This window comes from Streptomyces sp. NPDC126510 (assembly GCF_040302345.1).
GTDB lineage: Bacteria > Actinomycetota > Actinomycetes > Streptomycetales > Streptomycetaceae > Streptomyces.
In genome coordinates, this window is sequence record NZ_JBEORR010000030.1 from 1 (window position 1) to 21,671 (window position 21,671).

General features: G+C 71.6%; 17 protein-coding genes. 13 read left to right on the forward strand and 4 right to left on the reverse strand.

Features of this window, described 5'->3' with window-relative positions:
- Window positions 1-188 precede the first annotated feature (188 nt).
- A complete protein-coding gene (locus ABTX60_RS32960; protein ID WP_352100679.1) occupies window positions 189-968 on the reverse strand; it encodes a TetR/AcrR family transcriptional regulator in 780 nt (259 codons plus the stop codon).
- Between the two features lie 109 nt (window positions 969-1,077).
- On the opposite strand from ABTX60_RS32960, the gene ABTX60_RS32965 reads away from it, so the two are divergent.
- The 5 genes from ABTX60_RS32965 (at window position 1,078) to ABTX60_RS32985 (ending at window position 7,202) form a co-directional block, all read left to right on the forward strand.
- The gene (locus tag ABTX60_RS32965; RefSeq protein ID WP_352100680.1) at window positions 1,078-2,037 is read left to right on the forward strand and encodes an ATP-binding cassette domain-containing protein; all 960 of its coding nucleotides are present in this window, start codon (window positions 1,078-1,080) and stop codon (window positions 2,035-2,037) included.
- Window positions 2,034-2,852 carry an ABC transporter permease gene (locus ABTX60_RS32970; RefSeq protein ID WP_352100681.1) on the forward strand — a complete coding sequence of 273 codons (819 nt, stop codon included), beginning with the start codon at window positions 2,034-2,036 and terminating at the stop codon, window positions 2,850-2,852. The genes ABTX60_RS32965 and ABTX60_RS32970 overlap by 4 nt, the downstream gene beginning before the upstream one ends.
- Before the next feature lie 150 nt (window positions 2,853-3,002).
- Window positions 3,003-4,514: a cellulase family glycosylhydrolase gene (locus ABTX60_RS32975; protein WP_352100682.1), complete on the forward strand. Its 1,512-nt coding sequence runs from the start codon at window positions 3,003-3,005 to the stop codon at window positions 4,512-4,514.
- A 292-nt stretch (window positions 4,515-4,806) separates the two neighbouring features.
- Complete coding sequence (locus tag ABTX60_RS32980; RefSeq protein WP_352100683.1) at window positions 4,807-6,411, forward strand: alpha/beta hydrolase; 1,605 nt, start codon at window positions 4,807-4,809, stop codon at window positions 6,409-6,411.
- Window positions 6,412-6,515: 104 nt separating this feature from the next.
- Window positions 6,516-7,202: a formylglycine-generating enzyme family protein gene (locus ABTX60_RS32985; RefSeq protein WP_352100684.1), complete on the forward strand. Its 687-nt coding sequence runs from the start codon at window positions 6,516-6,518 to the stop codon at window positions 7,200-7,202.
- A gap of 125 nt (window positions 7,203-7,327) precedes the next feature.
- On the opposite strand, the gene serC is transcribed toward ABTX60_RS32985, so the two are convergent.
- Both serC and ABTX60_RS32995 read right to left on the reverse strand, forming a co-directional pair.
- On the reverse strand, window positions 7,328-8,446 hold the full coding sequence (serC, locus tag ABTX60_RS32990; protein ID WP_352100685.1) for a phosphoserine transaminase: 1,119 nt from the start codon (window positions 8,444-8,446) through the stop codon (window positions 7,328-7,330).
- Between the two features lie 72 nt (window positions 8,447-8,518).
- Window positions 8,519-9,868: a glycoside hydrolase family protein gene (locus ABTX60_RS32995; protein ID WP_352100686.1), complete on the reverse strand. Its 1,350-nt coding sequence runs from the start codon at window positions 9,866-9,868 to the stop codon at window positions 8,519-8,521.
- Between the two features lie 207 nt (window positions 9,869-10,075).
- Here ABTX60_RS32995 and ABTX60_RS33000 point away from each other — a divergent pair, with 207 nt between their 5' ends.
- The 8 genes from ABTX60_RS33000 to ABTX60_RS33035 all read left to right on the forward strand — a co-directional run bounded on the left by ABTX60_RS33000 (window position 10,076) and on the right by ABTX60_RS33035 (window position 20,427).
- Window positions 10,076-11,089: a LacI family DNA-binding transcriptional regulator gene (locus ABTX60_RS33000; protein ID WP_352100687.1), complete on the forward strand. Its 1,014-nt coding sequence runs from the start codon at window positions 10,076-10,078 to the stop codon at window positions 11,087-11,089.
- 82 nt (window positions 11,090-11,171) lie between these two features.
- Window positions 11,172-12,515: an ABC transporter substrate-binding protein gene (locus ABTX60_RS33005; RefSeq protein ID WP_352100688.1), complete on the forward strand. Its 1,344-nt coding sequence runs from the start codon at window positions 11,172-11,174 to the stop codon at window positions 12,513-12,515.
- A 94-nt stretch (window positions 12,516-12,609) separates the two neighbouring features.
- Window positions 12,610-13,602, forward strand: coding sequence for a carbohydrate ABC transporter permease (locus ABTX60_RS33010; RefSeq protein ID WP_352100689.1), 993 nt, complete (start codon window positions 12,610-12,612; stop codon window positions 13,600-13,602).
- Between the two features lie 7 nt (window positions 13,603-13,609).
- Entirely contained in the window at window positions 13,610-14,452 is an 843-nt protein-coding gene (locus tag ABTX60_RS33015; protein ID WP_352100690.1) for a carbohydrate ABC transporter permease, read from the forward strand.
- Window positions 14,453-14,475: 23 nt separating this feature from the next.
- Complete coding sequence (locus ABTX60_RS33020) at window positions 14,476-17,361, forward strand: FAD-binding and (Fe-S)-binding domain-containing protein (RefSeq protein WP_352100691.1); 2,886 nt, start codon at window positions 14,476-14,478, stop codon at window positions 17,359-17,361.
- Between the two features lie 120 nt (window positions 17,362-17,481).
- Window positions 17,482-18,618, forward strand: coding sequence for a lipid II:glycine glycyltransferase FemX (locus tag ABTX60_RS33025; RefSeq protein WP_352100692.1), 1,137 nt, complete (start codon window positions 17,482-17,484; stop codon window positions 18,616-18,618).
- Between the two features lie 163 nt (window positions 18,619-18,781).
- Window positions 18,782-19,741, forward strand: a complete 960-nt coding sequence (locus ABTX60_RS33030; protein WP_352100693.1) for an EamA family transporter — start codon at window positions 18,782-18,784, stop codon at window positions 19,739-19,741.
- A gap of 83 nt (window positions 19,742-19,824) precedes the next feature.
- Complete coding sequence (locus ABTX60_RS33035) at window positions 19,825-20,427, forward strand: DinB family protein (RefSeq protein WP_352100694.1); 603 nt, start codon at window positions 19,825-19,827, stop codon at window positions 20,425-20,427.
- A gap of 151 nt (window positions 20,428-20,578) precedes the next feature.
- Here the strand turns inward: ABTX60_RS33035 and ABTX60_RS33040 are convergent, their stop codons facing one another.
- Window positions 20,579-21,370 (reverse strand): hypothetical protein, encoded by a 792-nt coding sequence (locus ABTX60_RS33040; protein ID WP_352100695.1) that lies wholly within the window; start codon window positions 21,368-21,370, stop codon window positions 20,579-20,581.
- Window positions 21,371-21,671 lie beyond the last annotated feature (301 nt).

The window sequence follows — 21,671 nt, forward strand, 5'->3', positions numbered from 1 at the left end:
GGCATTACGGTGGAACACGAAGGCCTCCGTGCGGTGAAGATTCGACACCTCCACCACACACGGGGGCCTTCGCCATGATCAAGCCCGGCCAGTGTTAACAACGCTCGTGATCAATACAGCTAGGTCGTGTCCGTGAAGGGCCCTGGGCGGGCGGTCTTCGAGGTCGCGGCCTGGCTCCTCGGCGCTCGTCAGCGAGCGTTTCCGCGGGTCTCCACCAGCACCTCCAGTCCGTCCAGGATCCGCTGCAACCCGAACTCGAAGTGGTCGAAGTCCGGCCCGAAGGTGTCCTCGGAGAGCGATGCCATCACCGGGTAGCGGCCCGAGGCCATGGCCTTCTCCAGGACCGGCACCTGCGCCTGCCAGAACTCGGCGTCCGTCAGGCCCGTCCGGCGCTCCGCCTCCAGTTGGTACAGCTGTGTGCGCGCGGCCCCGACGACATACCCGTCGATCATGATGATCGCGGAGACCAGCTCGGGGTCGCTCAGCCCCATCGGGCGGATCAGGGTCAGTACCTTCTCCATGCCGTCGAGGGCGCTCGGGCCGAGGATCGGGCGGGACTGGTTGACCTGGAGCAGCCAGGGGTGGCCGCGGTAGAGCGCGAGGGTGGCGCGGGCCAGTGCCTCCAGGGCCGCCCGCCAGCCGCCGTCGCCGAGGTCGGCCGGGTTCTCGGAGGGGCGCTGCACCCGGTCCAGCATGAGGTCGAGCAGCTCGCCCTTGCCGGGCACGTACCGGTAGAGCGACATGGTTCCGGTGCCGAGTTCGGCCGCGACGCGGCGCATGGAGAGGCCCTCCAGCCCCTCGGTGTCCGCCACCTGGATCGCCGCTTCCACGATCCGGTCCAGCGTCAGGGTCGGTTTGGGGCCGCGGGTCGGGCGGCGGCCGGTGTCCCACAGCAGTTCGAGCGTGCGGGCGATGTCGCCGCTGCCGCTGGTCTCCGTACCGCCCGTGCCACTCGAACCGCTCGTCATGGAGTCCAGCTTAGGTCCCCGCGAAAAAACTGGGTACGGCGTACGCGTAATCGGGTACGGTGTACTCAGTTCGGTGCCGACGGGGCACGGGCGTGCGGGAGGGGGCGGCATGGACGGATACGCGGTGCGGGCCGAGGCGCTGGAGAAGAGGTACGGCGAGAAACGCGCCCTGGACGGCTTCGACCTGGAGGTGCGCGAGGGCGCGGTGCACGGCCTGCTCGGGCCGAACGGGGCGGGCAAGACCACCGCCGTCCGCATTCTGTCCACGCTGATCCGCCTGGACGGGGGCAGCGCGACGGTCGCCGGTCTGGACGTCGTCCGACAGGCGCGCGAGGTCCGGGCCCGGATCGGCCTCACCGGCCAGTACGCGGCGGTCGACGAGGTGCTCACCGGCCGGCAGAACCTGGAGATGTTCGGCCGCCTCTTCCACCTCGGCGGCAGGCGGGCCCGGCTCCGGGCGACCGAACTGCTGGAGCAGTTCGACCTGACCGACGCCGCCGACAAGGGCGTCGGCAAGTACAGCGGTGGCATGCGCCGCCGCCTCGACCTCGCCGCGTCGATGATCCTCGCTCCGGCCGTCCTCTTCCTCGACGAGCCGACGACCGGTCTCGACCCGCGCAGCCGGGGCGAAGTCTGGGACTCCGTACGTGGGTTGGTGGCGGGTGGCACGACCGTGCTGCTCACCACGCAGTACCTGGAGGAGGCCGACAAGCTCGCTTCCCGGATCACCGTCATCGACCAGGGGCGGGCCATCGCCGACGACACCCCGGACGGACTGAAGAACCTGGTCGGCGGCGACCGGATCGAGGTCGTGGTCGCCGAGCGGGCCGAGATTCCGCGCGTGGTGAAGGTCGTCGCCCGGGTCACGGACGGCGAACCCGAGGCCGACGAGGCCGAGTTGCGGGTGCACGCCCCGGTCACCGACCGGGTCGCCGCGCTCACCGAGGTCGCCCGCACCCTCCAGGACGAGGGTGTCCGCGTCGAGGACATCGGGCTGCGCAGGCCGAGCCTCGACGACGTGTTCCTGCGTCTGACCGGGCACCGCACCGAGAAGGAGGCCGCGGCGTGAGTGCCACCGACCTGAGCACGCCGGGCACCCGGAGCGGTGCGTACTGGCTCCTCGCCGACTGCTGGAACATCGTCCGCCGCGGTCTGACCCACTACCAGCGTCAGCCGGTCAACATCGCCTGGCAGCTGGGCTTCCCGATCCTGTCCGTGCTGATGTACGGCTATGTCTTCGGCAGCGCGATGAAGGTGCCGGGCGGCGGGGACTACAAGGACTTCCTGATGCCGGGCATGTTCGTGATGACCATGGCGTTCGGCTTCATCAACACCGCGACCGTCGTGGTCTACGACTCCACCAAGGGCGTCATCGACCGCTTCCGCTCGATGCCGATGGCCTCCTCGGCCGTGGTGGCCGGGCGCGGGGTCACCGATCTGATCATGGCCTGCGCCGAGTTGGCCATCATGATGCTGACGGCCCTCGCCATGGGCTGGCGCCCGGACGGCGGCTTCGCCTTCCTCGCCGCCTTCGGTCTGCTGCTCTGGCTGCGGTTCGCGCTGATCTGGATCGGTGTGTGGCTCGGCCTGCTGGTGCCCAACCCGGAGGCCGCGGGCGGCCTGTTCGCGGTCGCCTTCCCGTTGACGATGATCTCCAGCATCTTCGTCGCGCCGCAGCTCATGCCCGACTGGCTGGGGTGGCTGGCGGTCTGGAACCCCATCTCGTCCTCGGCGGCGGCGACCCGTGAGCTGTTCGGCACGCCGGTCACCGGTGACTCCTGGGTGGAACAGCACGCCCTGCTGATGGCCGGGGTGTGGCCGGTGATCCTGACGGCGATCTTCCTGCCGCTGGCCGTGCGGCGCTTCAGGAAGCTGAGCCGATAGCCGGCGGAGTGGGTCGCGCATCTCCCAGAGTCTTGACGTGCTCATGTTGCATCAGTTCTCTGGGAGGTGCGCGGCACGATGGGAGCGCTCCCAATCTGTTCCGGGTGCCGCGCTCTCCCCTCCCCGAGGAACCCGAGAGGAAGCAGCCACATGTTCCGCACTCTGCGCAGAGCGCTGTGTGTTGCCGCGGCGCTCCTGTTACCGCTGGCGGGCGTGCAGTCGGCACGAGCCGATGTCGCCGCCGAGGCCGCCGGTGCCGGTTACTGGCACACCAGCGGCCGGCAGATCCTGGACGCGGCCGGGCAGCCGGTCCGGATCGCCGGCATCAACTGGTTCGGCTTCGAGACCTCCAACCGCGTCGCCCACGGCCTGTGGACGCGCGACTACAAGAGCATGATCGACCAGATCAGGTCGCTGGGCTACAACACCCTCCGCATGCCCTACAGCGACGACATCCTCAAGCCCGGCGCCATGCCCGAGGGCATCAACCTCGACGGCAAGAACACGGACCTGCGCGGGCTGACCTCGCTCCAGGTCCTGGACAAGATCGTGGCCTACGCGGGCCAGTCCGGCCTCAAGGTCGTCCTGGACCGCCACCGTCCGGACGCGGCGGGCCAGTCGGCCCTCTGGTACACGGCGTCGGTCCCCGAATCGACCTGGATCACCAATCTCAAGGCCCTGGCGGCCCGTTACAAGGGCAACTCCACGGTGATCGGCATCGACCTCCACAACGAGCCCCACGACCCGGCCTGCTGGGGCTGCGGAGACACCTCCCGGGACTGGCGCCTGGCCGCCCAGCGCGCGGGCAACGCGGTGCTGTCGGTCAACCCCGAGCTGCTGATCATGGTCGAGGGCGTGCAGTCGTTCAACGGCACCAACATCTGGTGGGGCGGCAACCTCGCGGGCGTGGCCCAGTACCCGGTCCAGCTGGACGTCCCGAACCGGCTGGTGTACTCGGCGCACGACTACGCGACGTCGGTGGCGGAGCAGTCCTGGTTCACGGACCCGTCCTTCCCCGCCAACATGCCGGGGATCTGGGACAAGCACTGGGGTTACATCTTCAAGCAGAACATCGCCCCGGTGTGGCTCGGCGAGTTCGGTACGACGCTGAAGCCCTCGGTGGACCAGAAGTGGCTGGCCGAGCTGGTGAAGTACCTGCGCTCGACGTCGGCGCACGGCGCCGACAGCTTCCACTGGACGTTCTGGTCCTGGAACCCCAACTCCGGTGACACGGGCGGCATCCTGAAGGACGACTGGCAGACGGTCGACACGGTGAAGGACGCCTATCTGGCGCCCATCAAGGCCCCGGCCTTCGGCACCGGAACCCCCGGTCCCGGCCCGGGCGACCCCGGCAACGGTACGCCCGCGTGCACCGCCGCCTACACCGTCGGCAGTGACTGGGGCGGCGGCTTCAACGCCGAGGTGAAGGTGACCAATACCGGCACGGCTCCGCTGAAGTCGTGGAAGGTGACGTGGACGTGGAGCGGGTCGCAGAAGGTCACGAACATGTGGAACGCGACCCACACCCAGACCGGTGCCACCGTCACCGCGGTGAACGCGGCGCACAACGGCAGCGTGGCACCGGGCGGTTCGGCGGGCTTCGGCTTCGGTGGGGCGCCCGGGGGCGGGGGTGTGCCGGCGGTGACGTGCACGGCGACGTGAGCACGGGGTGAGCTGGGGCGCCCGGTGCTCCTCGGGCGCCCCCTGTTCTGCCTGACCGGACTGCCCCTCGGACTGCCCCTCGGACTGTCCCTCGGCTTGGCCCTCCGGGCTGACGGCCTGTCCGGAATTGCCAGAACACCCCCTTCCTGAGGGGTTTCTGAGAACCGACTGTGACTCGATTTGGTCAAGTCTCGGTCGAACCCGTACATGCGCGGTGCGCTCTTCCGGAACGATGCGGCACGGTCCGTGTCAACTCGCGGGCCTGACCCCCCTCACCGTTGCGAGAGACTCCATGAGAAGAAGCGCAGCCGTACTGTGTGGCGCGACCGTCGTACTGGCCGGGACACTCACCGCCGTCCCCGCCGACGCCAGCGCGTCGCAGTCCGCGAACACCGCCCGGGCCACCGCCGCGAAGGTCACCTGGAAGAAGTGCGGGACGGACGACACTCCGACGCTCCAGTGCGCGTCGGTGAAGGTGCCGCTCGACTACGCGAAGCCGCGAGGCAAGCAGATCACCCTGGCTCTCTCCCGCGTGCCGCACACCGCGTCGAAGTCCCAGGGCCCGCTGCTCGTCAACCCCGGCGGCCCCGGCGGCAGCGGCCTGTCGCTGGCCGAATTCGTCGCGTCCTCCCTGCCCAAGACGGTCGCCGCCCAGTACGACGTGATCGGCTTCGACCCGCGCGGAGTGGGCAAGAGCCAGCCCGCCCTGGACTGCGAGCCGGGCTACTTCGACCCGGTCCGGCCCGACTCCGTGCCCAGCACCCCGGCGCTCGAGAAGGCCAACCTCGCCCGCGCCAAGTCCTTCGCGCAGGCCTGCGGCCGGAAGTACAAGGACGTCCTGCCGTACATCGACACGGTCAGTGCCGTGAAGGACATGGACTCGATCCGCAAGGCCCTCGGCGCGTCGAAGATCAACTACTTCGGCTACTCGTACGGCACCTACCTCGGCGCGGTCTACGCCAAGCTGTTCCCCGAGCGAGTGCGGCGCCTGGTGCTGGACTCGATCGTCGACCCGACCGGCGTCTGGTACGACGACAACATCCAGCAGGACTACGCCTTCGACAAGCGCCACAAGGCCTTCATGGCGTGGATAGCCAAGTACAACGGCACCTACAAGCTCGGCACCGACCCGAAGAAGATCGAGGCCAAGTGGTACGCCATGCGGGCGGCCCTGGCCAAGAAGCCCGCGGGCGGCAAGGTGGGCGCCTCCGAGCTGGAGGACATCTTCATACCCGGCGGGTACAACAACGGCTACTGGCCCACGCTCGCCCAGACGTTCGCGGCCTACGTCAACAACCACGACACCGCCGCGCTGGTCAAGGCCTACGACAACATCGCGGCGATCGACGCCTCCGGTGACAACGGCTACAGCGTCTACACCTCGGTGCAGTGCCGTGACGCGTCCTGGCCGCGCGACTGGAAGCAGTGGCGCAAGGACAACTGGGCGGTGTACGAGAAGGCTCCGTTCATGGCCTGGAACAACGCCTGGTACAACGCGCCGTGCGCGTTCTGGCCGACGAAGTCGCTGAAGCCGGTGAACGTCTCCAACACCAAGCTCCCGCCGGTCCTGCTGTTCCAGGCGACGGACGACGCGGCCACGCCCTACCAGGGCGGTGTCACCATGCACCGGCTGCTGAAGAAGTCCAGCCTGGTCGTGGAGCAGGGTGGCGGCAACCACGGCATCACGCTCAGCGGCAACGCCTGCCTCGACAAGTACCTCGCGGCGTACCTCACCAACGGCAAGGTCCCGCACGGCAGCGGTGTGGCCGACGCCGTCTGCCAGAAGACCCCCGACCCGAAGCCGCAGCCGGCGGCGCAGAAGGCGCCGAGCACGCTGCGGCCTGCCGTCGCGACGGTCGGTGACAGCCTGCGCGGGATCCTGGGGTCCGGACGCTGAGCGCCTCGGTGACCCGGCCCTGACAGGACGCGCGGAGGGCGCCCGGCGCAACTCGCCGGGTGCCCTTCGCCGTTCACCGGGGACACGACCTAGGGTGTCCGGTCATGGGGGAGAGCGTGGGCAACGAGATGGTGGCCGTCCCGGCGGGGCGTGTCACGCTGTCCGACCGGCGGACGCAGCGCAGTTGGGCGGTGGAGGTCGGGTCGTTCCGGATGTCGGCGTTCCCGGTCACCCAGGCCTGGTACGCCGAGGTCACCGGCCGGCGCCCGAGCACCGCCCGGGGTGACCGGCTGCCCGTCGAGGGCGTCTCCTGGTGGGACGCGATCCGGTTCTGCAACGCCCTGTCCGTTCGCGAGGGCCTGACCCCCGCGTACGAGGTGCGGCCTGGGGACGGGGAGGCCGGCTGGGACACCATCGCGGATGGCTACCGGCTGCCGACCGAGGCCGAGTGGGAACACGCCTGCCGCGCCGGCAGCACCGGCCCCCGCTACGGCCCGCTCGACGAGATCGCCTGGTACCGGGACAACTCGGCGGAGACCGTCCATCCCGTGGGCGGCAGACAGCCCAACGCCTGGGGTCTGTACGACATGCTCGGCAACACCTGGGACTGGTGCTGGGACCTCTACGACGCCGAGGTCTACGGCACCTACCGGGTGCTGCGGGGCGGCGGCTGGTCCGACGAGCACTGGAGCTGCCGTGCCTCCGTACGCCGCCGGAGCCATCCGACGTTCCGGATCGACGACGTGGGGTTCCGGGTGGCGCGCTCGGCGCCGGCCGCCACGGGTATGTGATCCGCCGGGTGAGAGCTGAGATCCCCTTCTTCTGGGTCCCGCGGGCGGGCGCGCGGCCGTCCCGGGCACGAGCGAGGGCGCCCCGCACGAGCGGGACGCCCTCGTGACTCGCGTACGCGAGAAGGTCAGAGCTTCTCGATCACGTAGTCGACGCACTTCGTGAGCGCCTCGACGTCCGCCGGGTCGATCGCCGGGAACATCGCCACGCGCAGCTGGTTGCGGCCGAGCTTGCGGTAGGGCTCGGTGTCGACGATGCCGTTGGCGCGCAGCACCTTGGCGACGGCTGCCGCGTCCACCTCGTCCGTGAAGTCGATCGTGCCGATGACCTGCGAGCGCTTGGCCGGGTCGGTGACGAACGGGTTGGCGTACTTGATGTCCTCGGCCCAGCCGTAGAGGGTGCGGGCGGAGGTGGCGGTGCGGCGGACCGACCAGTCCAGGCCGCCCTGGCCGTTGATCCACTCCAGCTGCTGGTTCAGCAGGAAGAGGGTGGCCAGCGCCGGGGTGTTGTACGTCTGGTTCTTGCGGGAGTTGTCGATCGCCGTCGGCAGCGAGAAGAACTCCGGGATGTGGCGGCCGGAGGCGTGGACGCGCTCGGCGCGCTCGATCGCGGCCGGGGAGAACACGCCGATCCACAGGCCGCCGTCGGAGGCGAAGGACTTCTGCGGGGCGAAGTAGTAGACGTCCGTCTCGGAGACGTCGACCGGCAGGCCGCCCGCGCCGGAGGTGGCGTCCACCAGGACCAGCGCGCCCTCGTCGGCACCGGCCACACGCTTGATCGGCATGGCGACACCGGTCGAGGTCTCGTTGTGGGTGAACGCGTAGACGTCCACGCCCGCCTCGGCGACCGCCTCGGGGTGGGTGCCCGGGTCGGCGGAGATGACGTCCGGCTCGGCCAGCCAGGGCGCGAGCTTGGCGGCCTTGGCGAACTTGGACGAGAACTCGCCGAAGGTGAGGTGCTGCGACCTGTTCTCGATCAGGCCGTGCGTCGCGATGTCCCAGAACGCGGTGGAGCCGCCGTTGCCGAGGACCACCTCGTAGCCGTCGGGGAGCTGGAACAGCTCGCTGATGCCCTCGCGCACCTGGCCGACCAGGTTCTTGACGGGGGCCTGACGGTGGGAGGTGCCGAGCAGGGACGTGCCGGTGGCGGCCAGGGCGTCCAGCGCCTCCACCCGCACCTTGGAGGGGCCAGCGCCGAATCGACCGTCGGCGGGCTTGATGTCAGCAGGAATCTGGATCTCAGCCACGAAGGGGAGCGTAGCCGTTTCCAGAAACGTGGGCGAAACGTCGTCCGTCGGGTGAGACGGGGAATGGACAGGTCAGTGCGACGGCGGGCCGGGCCAGACGGCCGAGGCGTCGTCGCGGTGCGGGTCCGGCAGCCGGAGGGGGCGGACGGCGACGGGGCGGACTCCGCCCTCGGTGGTGGCCGTCCAGGGGGCGGGGCGGCCGGAGTAGCACAGGGTGGTGAGGACGAAGACGCCGTCGGCGTAGACCTCGACGTACTCACCGACGGTGAGGATGCGCAGTGAGGCGGCGGGTTCCGGGAGGAGTGTCTCACCGAGCACCTCGCCGTCCGGGCCGGTGACCCACAGGTTCTTGCCGTCGCAGCCGACCGTGAGCGCGGGCCGGTCCCCGTCGGGGACATGCGTGCGCAGGGTGATCTCGGTGCGGCCGGAGAGGCCGACGTTCCCGACCGCGTGCAGCGGGGCCTCGTAGGTCTCCTCGCCGAGCCAGGGGTCCAGGCCCGGCCACCATTCCAGGCGGGGCGCCGAATCCTCGGGCAGGGCGAGCGTTTTGGGCTGGGCGAGCATGCCGCGGCAGCGCTCGCCGGTGTCGCTGAGGCCGACGCGGCGCGGGGTGGTGTGCAGCACGACGCGGGAGCCGTCGGGGGCGGCGACGACGCGCGGGGCGTACGCGCCGGTCGGGCCGAGCGGGCCGCGACGGGTCCACGGGCCGCGCAGGCGCGGGGCGGTCCACGCCTCGAAGCCCCGGGTGGCGCCGATCGAGCCGAGCAGCAGCCAGCTGCCGTCGTCGAGGCGTTCGAGGACCGGGCACTCGAACTCGTCGACGTCGCCGGGGGAGAGCAGCGGCGGGTGGACGGTCCAGTGCTCCAGGTCGTCGGAGGTCGCCCAGGCGACGCACCCGCTGACCTCGACGGGGAGGGAGGCGTCGGCGGCGCAGACCAGCATCACCCAGCCGTCGGACTCGTCGTCGCGTACGACGAAGGGGTCGCGCCAGCCCATGCGGTCGGCGGTGCGGTACCACCGCCCGTCCGCCTCGACGACCGGCCCGGTGCCGTGGCGGCGCCAGCCGGTGCCGTCGGTGCGCCCGGAGCGGGCCAGGCCGATCGACTGGAGGGGCCAGCCTTCCGGGGTGAGCCCGGAGACGGCGGTGTAGAGCATCGCCATGCCGGGGCCGTGCGGGAAGGCGTGCATCGTCCACACCGCCTGCTGGTCGAAGCGGCCCGGCAGGCCGTTGCCGAAGGCCGTGCCCTGCGGCTCCCAGTGGACCAGGTCGGCGGAGGTGGCCCGGCCGTAGGAGGTCTCCATGCGCAGGTGGTCGAACTCGGCCGTCCAGGGGCCCTGCAGGTGCAGCACGGTGTAGGTGCCGTCCGCGTGGCGCAGGAGGTCGAAGTCGTTCACGCAGAGGCCGGGCGGTGCGTATCGCATGGACAGGTCCTGTCTGCCGACAGCGGCACTCAAACGCGTGCGCTGTGATCTTGCTGGGAGAACTTCCTCTGGGAGTCAGCCGAAGTAAATCTGAACGCAAACGCTTGCGCAACCAGGTGTGCCGGTTTACGGTCTCGTCACTCCCACTCCCGCCGACGTGCTCCGGACCCCCCGCCACGCGGCGCGCACCCGATCAAGGAGCGTCCCGTGACGGTCAGCATCACCGATGTCGCCGAGGCCACCGGGGTCTCGGCGTCCACCGTGTCCCGCGCCCTGCGCGGCCGTTCGGGAGTGTCGGAGGAGATGCGGGCCCGGATCGTCGCGGCCGCCGCCGAACTGGGCTACACCGCTTCGCGCTCGGCCTCCAGCCTGGCCAGCGGGCGCACCTACACCATCGGCGTCGTCGTCCCCTACGTCGGCCGCTGGTTCTTCGGCACGGTGCTGGACGCGGCCGAGAAGGTCTTCAGCGCCGCCGGTTACGACGTGCTGTTGTACAACCTCGGCTCACCGGAGGCGCGCAAGCGTTTCTTCATCAAGCTGCCGATCCGCAAGCGGGTCGACGCCGTGCTGTCCCTGCTGATCCCGGACCCGGAGGAGGCCGCCGCCCTGTGCTCCCTCGGGGTGCCGCTGGCGACCACGGTCGGCGGCGCCCGGCCCGGCTTCACGGTGGTCGGCATCGACGACCGGGGCGGGGCCCAGAGCGCCGTACGGCACCTGGTGAACCTCGGCCACCGGCGGATCGGGATGATCTCCGGCGCCAGCGAGCCGCTGCACTGGACCACGCCCCTGGACCGCCGGCAGGGCTACCTGGACGTGCTGGCCGACGCCGGAATCGAGCCCGACCCCGCCCTGGAGGCGGACGGCGGTTACACGGTCGAGGGCGGCGAGCGGGCCATGACCGAGCTGCTGGCGCTGCGCCAGCCGCCGACCGCCGTGTTCGCCCAGTCCGACGAGATGGCGATGGGCGCGCTGCGCGCCCTGCGCCGGCACCGGCTGAGGGTTCCCGAGGACGTGTCCGTGGTCGGTTTCGACGATCACGAGCTGTCCGAGGTGGTCGGGCTGACCACCGTGGCCCAGCCGGTCGCGGCCCAGGGCCGGGAGGCCGCCCGGCTGCTGCTGGCGCGCCTGGAGGGACCGAACGCCGTGTCGCCGCGCCCCGTCGAGATGCCCATCCGCTTCATCCTCCGCGAGACCACCGCTCCGCCGCGCGGCGACCGGTAGCGGTACCTCCCCACCCGTTTCTCCTCCCCCTGCTCCTCTCCACACCCGCGCTCCCACCGCACACCCGCTCGGAGGCACCACCATGATCACCGGCCACGGAAAACACCGCCGTACGGGCCTGACGGCCCTCGCCCTGCTGCCCCTGGCCGCGCTGGCCGCCTGTGGCGGCGGGGGCGGCGGCAGCGACACCTCCGCCGAACAGGGCAGCGGCAAGGGCACCATCAGCGTCTGGGCCCACCAGGGCCAGGCGAGCGAGGCGACCGCGCTGCAGAACGCGGTGAAGTCCTTCAACTCCTCGCAGAACGACGTCAAGGCCGAGCTGAAGCTCATACCGGAGAAGGACTACACCAAGACCATCACCGCCACGAACGCCTCCGAACTGCCGGACGTGCTGGAGTTCGACGGCCCGACGATGGCGAACTTCGTCTACAACAGCAAGCTCGCCCCGGTCGACGGCCACGTCTCCGCCAAGACCCTCGGCAACGCCACCGACGCGATCAAGGCGCAGGGCGAGATCGACGGCAAGCACTACGGCCTCGGCATGTTCGACGCCGGGCTCGGCATGTACGCCAACAAGAAGCTGCTGGACGCGGCCGGCGTGAAGTACCCAACGGGCCTGGACGACGCCTGGACGGCCGAGGAGTTCGGCAAGGCCCTCAAGTCCCTGAAGGGCAAGGACGCCGACGGCAAGGTCCTCGACATATCGGAGCAGTACGGCCTGGCCTCCGAGTGGGGCACCTTCGGCTTCTCCCCGATCGTCTTCTCGGCCGGCGGCGGCCTGCTGAAGGACGGCAAGGCGGAGGGCGCCCTGGACAGCCCGAAGGTCGTCTCCGCGATGAAGACCTTCCAGTCCTGGAAGACCTACGTCGACCCCAACACCGACGGCAACGCCTTCGCCCGGGGCAAGGTGGCGCTGAGCTGGGTCGGCCACTGGAACTACCCCGCCTACAGCAAGGCGCTCGGTGACGACCTCGCCGTGCTGCCGCTGCCGGACTTCGGCAACGGCCCCAAGACCGGCCAGGGCTCGTGGGCCTGGGGCATCGGCGCCAAGAGCAAGAACGGCAAGGCCGCGGGCGCCTTCCTGGACTACCTGCTCAACGACACCAACGTCGGCGCGATGACGAAGGCCAACGGCGCGGTGCCCGCCACCAAGTCCGCCCTCGCCAAGAGCGAGCTGTACAAGAAGGGCGGCCCGCTCCAGCTCTTCGCCGACCAGCTGGCCAAGCCCTGCGGCGACAGCGAGATCACCTCCTCCTGCGTCGCGGTCACCCGCCCGGTGACCGCCGGATACCCCACCGTCACCGCCAAGTTCAGCACGGCCCTCAACTCGGTCTACGGCGGCGCCGACCCCGAGGAAGCCCTGCGGAAGGCCGCCCGCGCCATCGACCGGGACTTCACCGACAACGCCGGCTACGAGATCCCGTAACCCGCAGGACGCATCGGCCCGGGCGGGCCGCCGTCGACGTGGCGACGCAGCCGCGTACCGACCGCGCCCGCCCCGCCGGGAAGAGGACCCTCCCGTGAAAACCGTGGAACCCGCGCACGCCGCGGCCCGAGGCCCGGCGCAGGACGTCTCGTCCGCGCCCCCCGCGAAGTCCCCGCGTCCCGCTCGCGGCAACCGTGACCGGCTGCACGGGCTGCTGATGGCCGCCCCGGCCGTCGGCGGGCTGATCGCCTTCGTCGGCATCCCGTTCGGCTACGCCGTGGTGCTCTCCTTCTACAACGTCCGCCTCGGCTCGCCGCTGGAGCCGGCCTTCTTCGGCGTGGAGCACTACCGGCGGCTGTTCACCGACCCCGACCTGTCCGGCCCGTTCCTGCGGGCGCTGCTGAACAACCTCACCTTCGCCGCGGTCGTCGTACCGCTCCAGACGGGTCTGGCGCTGGCGCTGGCGATCCTGCTCAACCGCAAGCTGAAGGCCATCGGCCTGTTCCGCTCCTTCTTCTTCATGCCGGTGGTCTTCCCGATGGCGCTGGTGGCCGTGATCTGGCGGCTGATCCTCGCCCGCAGCGAGCAGGGCATGCTCAACTCCCTGCTCGACACGGTGAGTTTCGGCAACTGGGGCGCCTTCGACTGGCTCGGTGACGGTCTCACCGCGATGGGCTCGGTCATCGTGCTGTCGGTGTGGCAGGGCGTCGGCTTCCAGATGGTCATCCTGCTGGCCGGCCTCCAGCAGATCCCGGGCGAGCTCTACGAGGCCTCCGAGCTGGACCGGGCCTCGCGATGGCAGCAGTTCCGGCACGTCACCCTGCCCGGCATCCGCGGCACCCTCGTGTTCGTCGCGATGCTGACCTCGGTGCTGTCCTTCCGGGTCTTCGACCAGGTGTACATCCTCATCCGCGGCGGCGGCCTGGACGAGGACGCCACCCGCACGGTCATGTACCAGGCCGTCACCACCGCCTTCGACCAGAACGACATCGGCCAGGCCTCGGCCGTCACGGTGGTGTTCTTCCTGATCGTCGTCGCCCTGACCATCGTCCAGCGCCGCGTCGTCCGGCCCGACAACGAGGACTGACCGACCCATGGCCATGACCCGTACACCCGTACGCCGCGTCCTCGACTACACCGTCCTGGGCGTCCTGGCGTTCGTCTTCGCCCTGCCCGCGCTCTACCTCTTCCTCGGCAGCCTCAAGCCGTCCGACGAGGTCTTGAACGGCCTGTCCGGCTTCCTGCCCACCCACCTCTCCTTCGACAACTACACAGCCGTCCTCGACAGCCTGAACTCCGACAGCACCGGCTACTTCTGGCAGTTCATGGGTGTGTCGGTGCTGCTGTCGTTCGTGGTCGTGACGGGCGGGCTGATCGTCAACTCGATGGCGGCCTACGGGCTGACGCGGCTGAAGTGGCGGGGGCAGAACGCGGTGTTCACCCTCGTCCTGCTGCTGATGCTGATCCCGTTCGAGTCGGTGGCGGTGCCGCTGTTCTACATGTTCAACGGCCAGCGCAACACCCTGTTCGTCCAGGCGCTGCCATTCGTCGCCAACGCCTTCGCGATCTACCAGTTCCACACGTTCTTCAAGAAGATCCCGACGAGCATCGAGGAGGCGGCCCGGCTGGACGGGGCGGGTCCCTGGCGCACCTTCTTCGCGATCATCGTGCCGATGTCCCGGCCGGTGTTCGCCTCGGTCGCCATCCTCACCTTCCTGATCCAGTGGGGCTCCTTCCTGTGGCCGGTGCTGATGGTGTCCGACCCGTCCGTGCGCCCCCTGCCGCTGGAGATGAGCGTCTTCCAGGGCCAGCAGCCGCCGGACTGGGGTCAGATCCTCGCCTTCGGCGTGCTGCTGGTGCTGCCCGTGCTGATCGTCTTCGCGTTCTTCCAGCGCTGGTTCGTCGAGGGCGTGGCCAGCTCCGCCGTCAAGGGCTGAGGGTCCGGGGGCATGCTGGACGCATGACGGATCTCGAAGCGCGGCTGCGTGCCGTCGTCCGGGGTGACGTCGGGTTCGACGTCACCTCCCGGGCGCTGACGACCATGGACGCGTCCAACTACCGGCGGGTCCCGGTGGGCGTGGTCGCTCCGCGTGACGCCGAGGACGTGGCGGCGGCGCTGGCGGTGTGCCGGGAGCGGGGGGTGCCCGTGGTCGCCCGCGGTGGAGGCACCTCCATCGCCGGACAGGCCACCGGCACCGGTGTCGTCCTGGACTTCACCCGGCACATGAACCGGCTGCTGTCGCTCGATCCGGAGACCCGCACCGCCGTCGTCCAGCCCGGCCTCGTCCTCGACCGGCTCCAGGACGCCGCCGCCCCGCACGGCCTGCGGTTCGGCCCCGACCCCTCCACCCACAGCCGCTGCACGCTCGGCGGCATGATCGGCAACAACTCCTGCGGCTCGCACTCCGTGGCGTGGGGGACGACCGCAGACAGCGTGCGGGAACTGGACGTCGTCACCGCGCGCGGCGAGCGCCTGCGACTCGGGCAGGACTGGGCCGGGGCGCCGGACGGGCTGCGCGCCCTGGCCGAGGCGGAACTGGCGCGTCTGCGCACCGGCTTCCCTCAGCTCCCCCGCCGCATCTCCGGCTACGCGCTGGACGCCCTGCTGCCCGAGCGCGGTGCCGACGTGGCCCGCTCCTTCTGCGGTTCCGAGGGCACCCTCGGGGTGCTGACGGAGGCGGTCGTACGCCTGGTCGAGGCGCCACGCGCGCGTGCGCTGGCCGTGCTGGGCTACGCCGACGAGAGCGCGGCGGCGGAGGCCGCGGCCGGACTGCTGCCCTTCGGCCCGCTGACGGTGGAGGGCATGGCGGCGGACCTGGTGCCGTCCCCGGAGACGCTGCCGCGGGGCGGGGCCTGGCTGTTCGTGGAGACCGGCGGGGAGTCGGCGGGCGAGGCACGCGCGCGTGCGGAGGCGATCGTGCGGGCCGCCGACGTCCTGGACGCGCTCGTGGTCACCGACCCGGCGGGGCAGCGCGCGCTGTGGCGGATCCGCGAGGACGCGAGCGGCACGGCGACGCGCATGCCGGACGGGACCGAGGCGTGGCCGGGCTGGGAGGACTGCGCGGTACCGCCCGCCCGGCTCGGCGCGTACCTGCGGGACTTCCGGGCGCTGCTGACGGCGCACGGACTGCGCGGCACGCCCTACGGACACTTCGGGGACGGCTGCATCCACGTCCGTATCGACTTCGACCTCCTCACCGAGGCGGGTGTCGCCCGCTTCCGCCGCTTCTCGGAGGAGCTCGCGGAGCTGGTGGTGGCGCACGGTGGATCGCTGTCCGGGGAGCACGGCGACGGGCAGGCGCGCGCGGAGCTGCTGCCGACGATGTACGGGGCCGAGATGGTGGGCCTGTTCGAGCGGGTCAAGGGCGTGTGGGACCCGGACGACCTGCTCAACCCCGGGATGCTGGTGCGCCCCGCGCCCCTCGACGCCGGCCTGCGCTTCTCGGTCCTGCCCCGCGAACCGGTCGACGTGGCGTTCGGCTATCCCGCCGACGGCGGTGACTTCCCGGCGGCGGTGCGGCGCTGCGTGGGCGTCGCCAAGTGCCGTACGACGTCGGTGTCCGGCTCGGGCGTCATGTGTCCGTCCTTCCGGGCGACGGGGGCGGAGGAGCACTCCACGCGCGGGCGGGCCCGGCTGCTGCACGAGATGCTCGCCGGTGAGGTGGTGACGGACGGCTGGCGCTCGGCCGAGGTCCGGGACGCGCTGGACCTGTGCCTGTCCTGCAAGGGCTGCCGGTCGGACTGCCCGGTCGGGGTCGACATGGCCACGTACAAGGCGGAGTTCCTGCACCAGCACTACGCCGGGCGGCGCCGGCCCGCCGCGCATCACTCGATGGGCCGGCTGCCGGTGTGGCTCCGGGCGGTGTCCCGCACCCGCACGGCATGGCTGGTCAACGCGCTGTCCGCGGTGGGGCCGTTCGCCCGGGCGGCGAAGCGGCTGGGCGGGATCGCGCCCGAGCGGGAGATCCCGAGGGTGGCCCGGCGCACGTTCAGCCGGTGGTGGGAGCGGCGGCGGGCGCACCGCACCGCCGCGCGGGGCGACCTGGTCGTCCTGTGGCCCGACACCTTCACCGAGCACCTCTCCCCGGCCGTCGGGCAGGCGGCCGTAAGGGTCCTGGAGGTGGCCGGGCTGCGGGTGGCGCTGCCGCCGACCGTGCGGCTGGCGAAACCGCCCGTGGGGGACGGCAGGACCGTCGCCCTCGATCCGCTGACCCTGCTGCGCGGACGGGGCCGGGTCTGCTGCGGGCTGACGTACGTGTCGACGGGCCAACTGGACCGCGCCCGGGCCGTCATGCGCCGCACGCTGGACCTGATGGAACCGGTGCTGGAGACCGACGCGCCGGTCGTGGTCCTGGAGCCGAGCTGCGCCGCGGCCCTGCGCACCGATGTTCCCGAGCTGCTGCACGACGACCCCCGCGCGGCCCGCCTCGCCGCGAAGGTCCTCACCTTCGCAGAGACGCTGGAGCGCCACGCCCCCGGCTGGGCGCCGCCGCGCGTTGCCCGTCCCGTGGCCGGGCAGACCCACTGCCACCAGCACGCGGTGCTCGGCGACGCCGCCGACCGCCGGCTCCGGCAAGCGGCCCGGCTCACCGGCGAACTGAGTGGCGGCTGCTGCGGCCTCGCGGGGAACTTCGGCTTCGAGAGGGGCCACTGGGAGGTGTCCACCGCCTGTGCGGAGGAACAGCTCCTGCCCTCGGTCCGGGACGCCCCGGACGGCACGGTGGTCCTGGCGGACGGCTTCTCCTGCCGCACCCAGCTGGAGCAGCTGGCGGGCGTACGGGGCAGGCACCTGGCGGAGGTGCTGGCCGAGGCGCTGGACGAGGACCCCGGACGCGACGGCTCATGAGGCGTTCGGGCCACGGGCCGGTGGACCCGAGTGTCTGAGCCGGGGGAGGGCCGACGCCGCTCCTAGGCTCGCGGGACCAGTCACCGCCCGTCGAGGGCCGCTGCTCGAAGGAGCCCGCGCATGAGCGTCAGCGTCCAGCCGATCACCCGTGACGAGCACCTCGCGTTCGTCACGGCCCGCCCCTCCGCCAGCCACACCCAGGTCCCGTCCTGGGGCGAGGTGAAGCCCGACTGGAAGGCGGAGAGCCTCGGCTGGTTCGACGACGACGGGCAGCTCGTCGGGGCGGGACTGGTGCTGCTGCGCCCCCTGCCCGGGCCGCGGCTGCCCGGGCTGCCGCGCCACCTCGCGTATCTGCCCGAGGGCCCGCTCCTCGACTGGCACGAGCCCGGCCTCGACCGCCTGCTGGAGCCGATGCTCGCGCACCTGAGACGGCGGGGCGCCTTCGCGGTGCGCATGGGCCCGCCGGTCGTGGTGCGCCGCTGGAGCGCCGACGCGGTCAAGGCGGCGATCGCGGACCCGGCCGCCCGGCGGCTGCGTGACGTGCGGGCGACCTCGTACGAACCCCGGGCCGGTCAGGTCGCGGACGGTCTGCGCCGCATGGGCTGGCGGCAGTCCGAGACGGCCGGCGGGGACGGCTTCGCCGCGGGGCAGCCCCGCTACGTCTTCCAGGTGCCGTTCGCCGGCCGGTCGCTCCAGGACATCCACAACGGCCTCAACCAGCAGTGGCGCCGCAACATCAAGAAGGCGGAGAAGGCCGGGGTGAAGGTCGTGCGCGGCGACCTGGCGGACCTGCCGGCCTTCCACGAGCTGTACTGCGAGACCGCCGAGCGGGACCGCTTCGTCCCGCGCCCGCTGCCGTACTTCCAGCGCATGTGGAGCGCGCTCACCGCCGAACACCCGGACCGGATGCGGCTCTACCTCGCCCACCACGACGGCGAGGTGCTCGCCGCGGCCACGATGCTGACCGTCGGCGACCACGTCTGGTACTCCTACGGCGCCTCCACCGCCCGCCGCCGCGAGGTCCAGCCGAGCAGCGCCGTGCAGTGGCGCATGATGACCGACGCGCACGAACTGGGCGCGGCCGTCTACGACCTGCGCGGCATCACCGACACCCTGGAGGAGTCGAGCCACCTGCTGGGTCTGCTCCGCTTCAAGGTGGGCACCGGCGGCGAGGCCGTGGAGTACCTCGGCGAGTGGGACTACCCGCTCAACCGGCTGCTCCACAAGGCGTTCGACCTCTACCTCTCCCGGCGCTGACGTCTCACGCCGCGAGACAGAGGCAAAAGGGGTTCACGCACCTGACGAAGTCCATTACCCTGGACTGTGTAGTGCATCGGGATGTACGTTGCGTAGGTCCGGGTGTACGCACCGCACACGCCGTCCGACCCCGGACAGCGACCCCCGAGCCCAGGACCCGCCCGTGACCACGCCGGAGACCACCGCGACATCCCCAACCACGACCGGAACCGCCGCCGCACCCGCGGCCGGCCCGGGCAGGCTCGGCTCGCTCGGGCCCGTGGGCCTGGTGCTCGCCGGCGGCATCTCCGTGCAGTTCGGCGGCGCCCTGGCGGTGACGCTGATGCCCAGGGCGGGCGCCCTCGGGGTCGTGGCACTGCGCCTGCTGGTCGCGGCCGTCGTGCTGCTCCTGGTCTGCCGTCCGCGGCTGCGCGGCCACTCGCGCACCGACTGGGGCACGGTGGTCGTCTTCGGCATCACCATGGCCGCGATGAACGGCCTCTTCTACCAGGCCGTCGCGCGCATTCCGCTGGGCCCCGCGGTCACGCTGGAGGTCCTCGGACCGCTCGCCCTCTCGGTGTTCGCCTCCCGCCGCGCGATCAACCTCCTCTGGGCGGCGCTGGCCCTCGCCGGCGTCTTCCTCCTCGGCGGCGGAGGCTTCAGCGGTCTCGACCCCACGGGAGCGGCCTTCGCCCTGGGGGCCGGCGCCATGTGGGCGGCCTACATCGTCTTCAGCGCCCGTACGGGCCGCCGCTTCCCGCAGGCGGACGGGCTGGCCCTGGCGATGGCGGTGGGGGCGGTGCTGTTCCTGCCTCTGGGCATCGCCGAGGCGGGGACGAAGCTGCTCGACCCGGTCACACTGGGCCTGGGCGCGGCGGTCGCCCTGCTCTCCTCGGTCCTGCCCTACACCCTCGAACTCCTCGCCCTGCGCCGCCTGCCCGCCTCCACCTTCGCGATCCTGATGAGCCTCGAACCGGCCATCGCCGCGACGGCCGGCTTCCTCATCCTCGACCAGGCCCTCAGCGCCGCCGAGGCCGCCGCGATCGCCCTCGTCGTCGCGGCGAGCATGGGGGCGGTGCGCACCCAGGTGGGTCCGGGGCGGAAGAGGAAGGCGGCGTTGGAGAGCACGGGGCTGGAGGGGTAGGGCCCGGGGCCGGGGGCGGCCCCCGTCGCCGTCCGGCCCGGTTGTCAGCGCCCGGTGTCAGTGCCCGGTGCGAGACTGCCCGAATGACCGCACCGGACCCCAAGGCGGACCTGCTCCGCTACCTTCAGGACGCACGTGAAGCCCTGTTCTGGAAGCTCGACGGACTCTCGGAGTACGACGTCCGCCGCCCCCTGACACCGACCGGCACCAATCTGCTGGGCCTGGTCAAGCACACCGCCGGGGTGGAGCTCGGGTACTTCGGGGACACCTTCGGCCGGCCGTTCTTCGCCGAGGACCCACCGCCCTGGTGGTACACGCGGGATGCCGCACCCAACGCCGACATGTGGGCCACCGCGGACGAGTCCCGCGAGGACATCACCGGGCTGTACCGCCGGGCGTGGGAGCACGCGGACGGCACGATCGCGGCGCTGCCGCTGGAGGCGACCGGCCGCGTCCCCTGGTGGCCCGAGGAGCGGCGGGAGGCCACGCTGCACCACATCCTGGTGCGCGTGATCGCCGACACCAGCCGTCACGCCGGCCACGCCGACATCGTGCGCGAACTCATCGACGGGGCGGTCGGGCTGACGCAGGGGAAGGACAGCATGCCGCCGGGGGACCGTGCCATGTGGGAGACCCATCGGCACCGGCTGGAGGAGGCGGCGAGAGCGGCGGACAAGACCGTCTGACCACACCACGGCGGGCGGGGCCGGGCGGCAGCGAGGACCGACACCGGCGTCCCGCGGTGGGTCGACCGAGCGGGCCGGGCGGCAAGGAAGACCGACGCACCGGCACCCCGCTCCGAGCCGACCGTAGCGGGCCCGGTGGCAGCATCGCCGGCTAGCGCACCAGCATCCCGCGCACCGAGATGCCGTAGTGCGCCCGCAGCCGCCGCAGCTCCCACACCCCGACCGCCGTCACCGACAGCGGCGCCCCGAGCAGGAACACCGCCCGCACCGGCCCCGGCACACCCGCGTACGCCCCGGTGAACAGGTCGATCAGCGTCATCTCCCACACCAGCGTCATGGCCAGCAGCGGCGGCATCGTCCGGTGGATGTCGGCCGTGCGGAACACGTGCAGCAGGGCCAGGCCGACACCCCAGGCGATGAACGGCAGCACCCACACCAGGACGAGCACCACGACCACCCACGTGATCACCGTCGTCGCCGGGCCGGTGGCGAACCGCCCCTCGACGAAACCGGTGAGCACCATCAGCGGGAACACGAAGACCGCGGCGATCAGGGCCACCATCGCCCCGAACGGTTTCGCGGCCCGGCGCAGCAGATCCCGGCGGGCCGACGGGGCGGTCAGGGCCAGCAGCACGCCCACCACCACCGGAAACGTCACGGACAGCACCAGGACGCTGTGCCACGACTGGTCGAGGCGGTCGTCGGCGACGTCCCGCAGGGAGCTGCTGACCTTGTAGCTCACCGACACCCACACCACCGCGGCCAGCCCCACCAGCGTGCGGATCTTCTGCATGCGCGCGATGAAGGCGTCCTCGACGAGGTCCGGCCGGGACGGCCGGAACACCCGGCGCGCGGTGTGGACGGGGCCGATCCGCCGTCGCAGCCGCGCGACGGGGCCGGGCGGCGGCGGGGGAGCCGGGTGCGGCATGTAGGGGTGCGGCACATGGGGTGGATAGCCACCCCCGGGTGGCGGCACCTGGGGCGGGTACCCACCTCCCGGCGGCGCGTACGGCCCGGGTGAAGGTGGAAAGGGCCCTGGCCGGGGCGGATACGGCTGCTGACCGTTCGGGTCGTACGGCGGCTGCCCGCCCGGATTCCAGGTGCTCATCCTTGTGTCTCCCCCGACGCATGACCGATGGAACGAGCGCGCCCCAGAGTGTATTGATCGCGCCGCCGAAGAGCACGCTTCCGGCCACCACCACAATTTCATGCAAGCACGCTTGATTGTTTCTGGCGCCGCTGCC

Coding starts and splice junctions, on each gene's coding strand:
- ABTX60_RS32960 (WP_352100679.1), bottom strand. CDS start 968: ATGACGAGCGGTTCGAGTGGCACGGGCGGTACGGAGACCAGCGGCAGC.
- ABTX60_RS32965 (WP_352100680.1), top strand. CDS start 1,078: ATGGACGGATACGCGGTGCGGGCCGAGGCGCTGGAGAAGAGGTACGGC.
- ABTX60_RS32975 (WP_352100682.1), top strand. CDS start 3,003: ATGTTCCGCACTCTGCGCAGAGCGCTGTGTGTTGCCGCGGCGCTCCTG.
- ABTX60_RS32980 (WP_352100683.1), top strand. CDS start 4,807: ATGAGAAGAAGCGCAGCCGTACTGTGTGGCGCGACCGTCGTACTGGCC.
- ABTX60_RS32985 (WP_352100684.1), top strand. CDS start 6,516: ATGGGGGAGAGCGTGGGCAACGAGATGGTGGCCGTCCCGGCGGGGCGT.
- ABTX60_RS32995 (WP_352100686.1), bottom strand. CDS start 9,868: ATGCGATACGCACCGCCCGGCCTCTGCGTGAACGACTTCGACCTCCTG.
- ABTX60_RS33005 (WP_352100688.1), top strand. CDS start 11,172: ATGATCACCGGCCACGGAAAACACCGCCGTACGGGCCTGACGGCCCTC.
- ABTX60_RS33015 (WP_352100690.1), top strand. CDS start 13,610: ATGGCCATGACCCGTACACCCGTACGCCGCGTCCTCGACTACACCGTC.
- ABTX60_RS33020 (WP_352100691.1), top strand. CDS start 14,476: ATGACGGATCTCGAAGCGCGGCTGCGTGCCGTCGTCCGGGGTGACGTC.
- ABTX60_RS33025 (WP_352100692.1), top strand. CDS start 17,482: ATGAGCGTCAGCGTCCAGCCGATCACCCGTGACGAGCACCTCGCGTTC.
- ABTX60_RS33035 (WP_352100694.1), top strand. CDS start 19,825: ATGACCGCACCGGACCCCAAGGCGGACCTGCTCCGCTACCTTCAGGAC.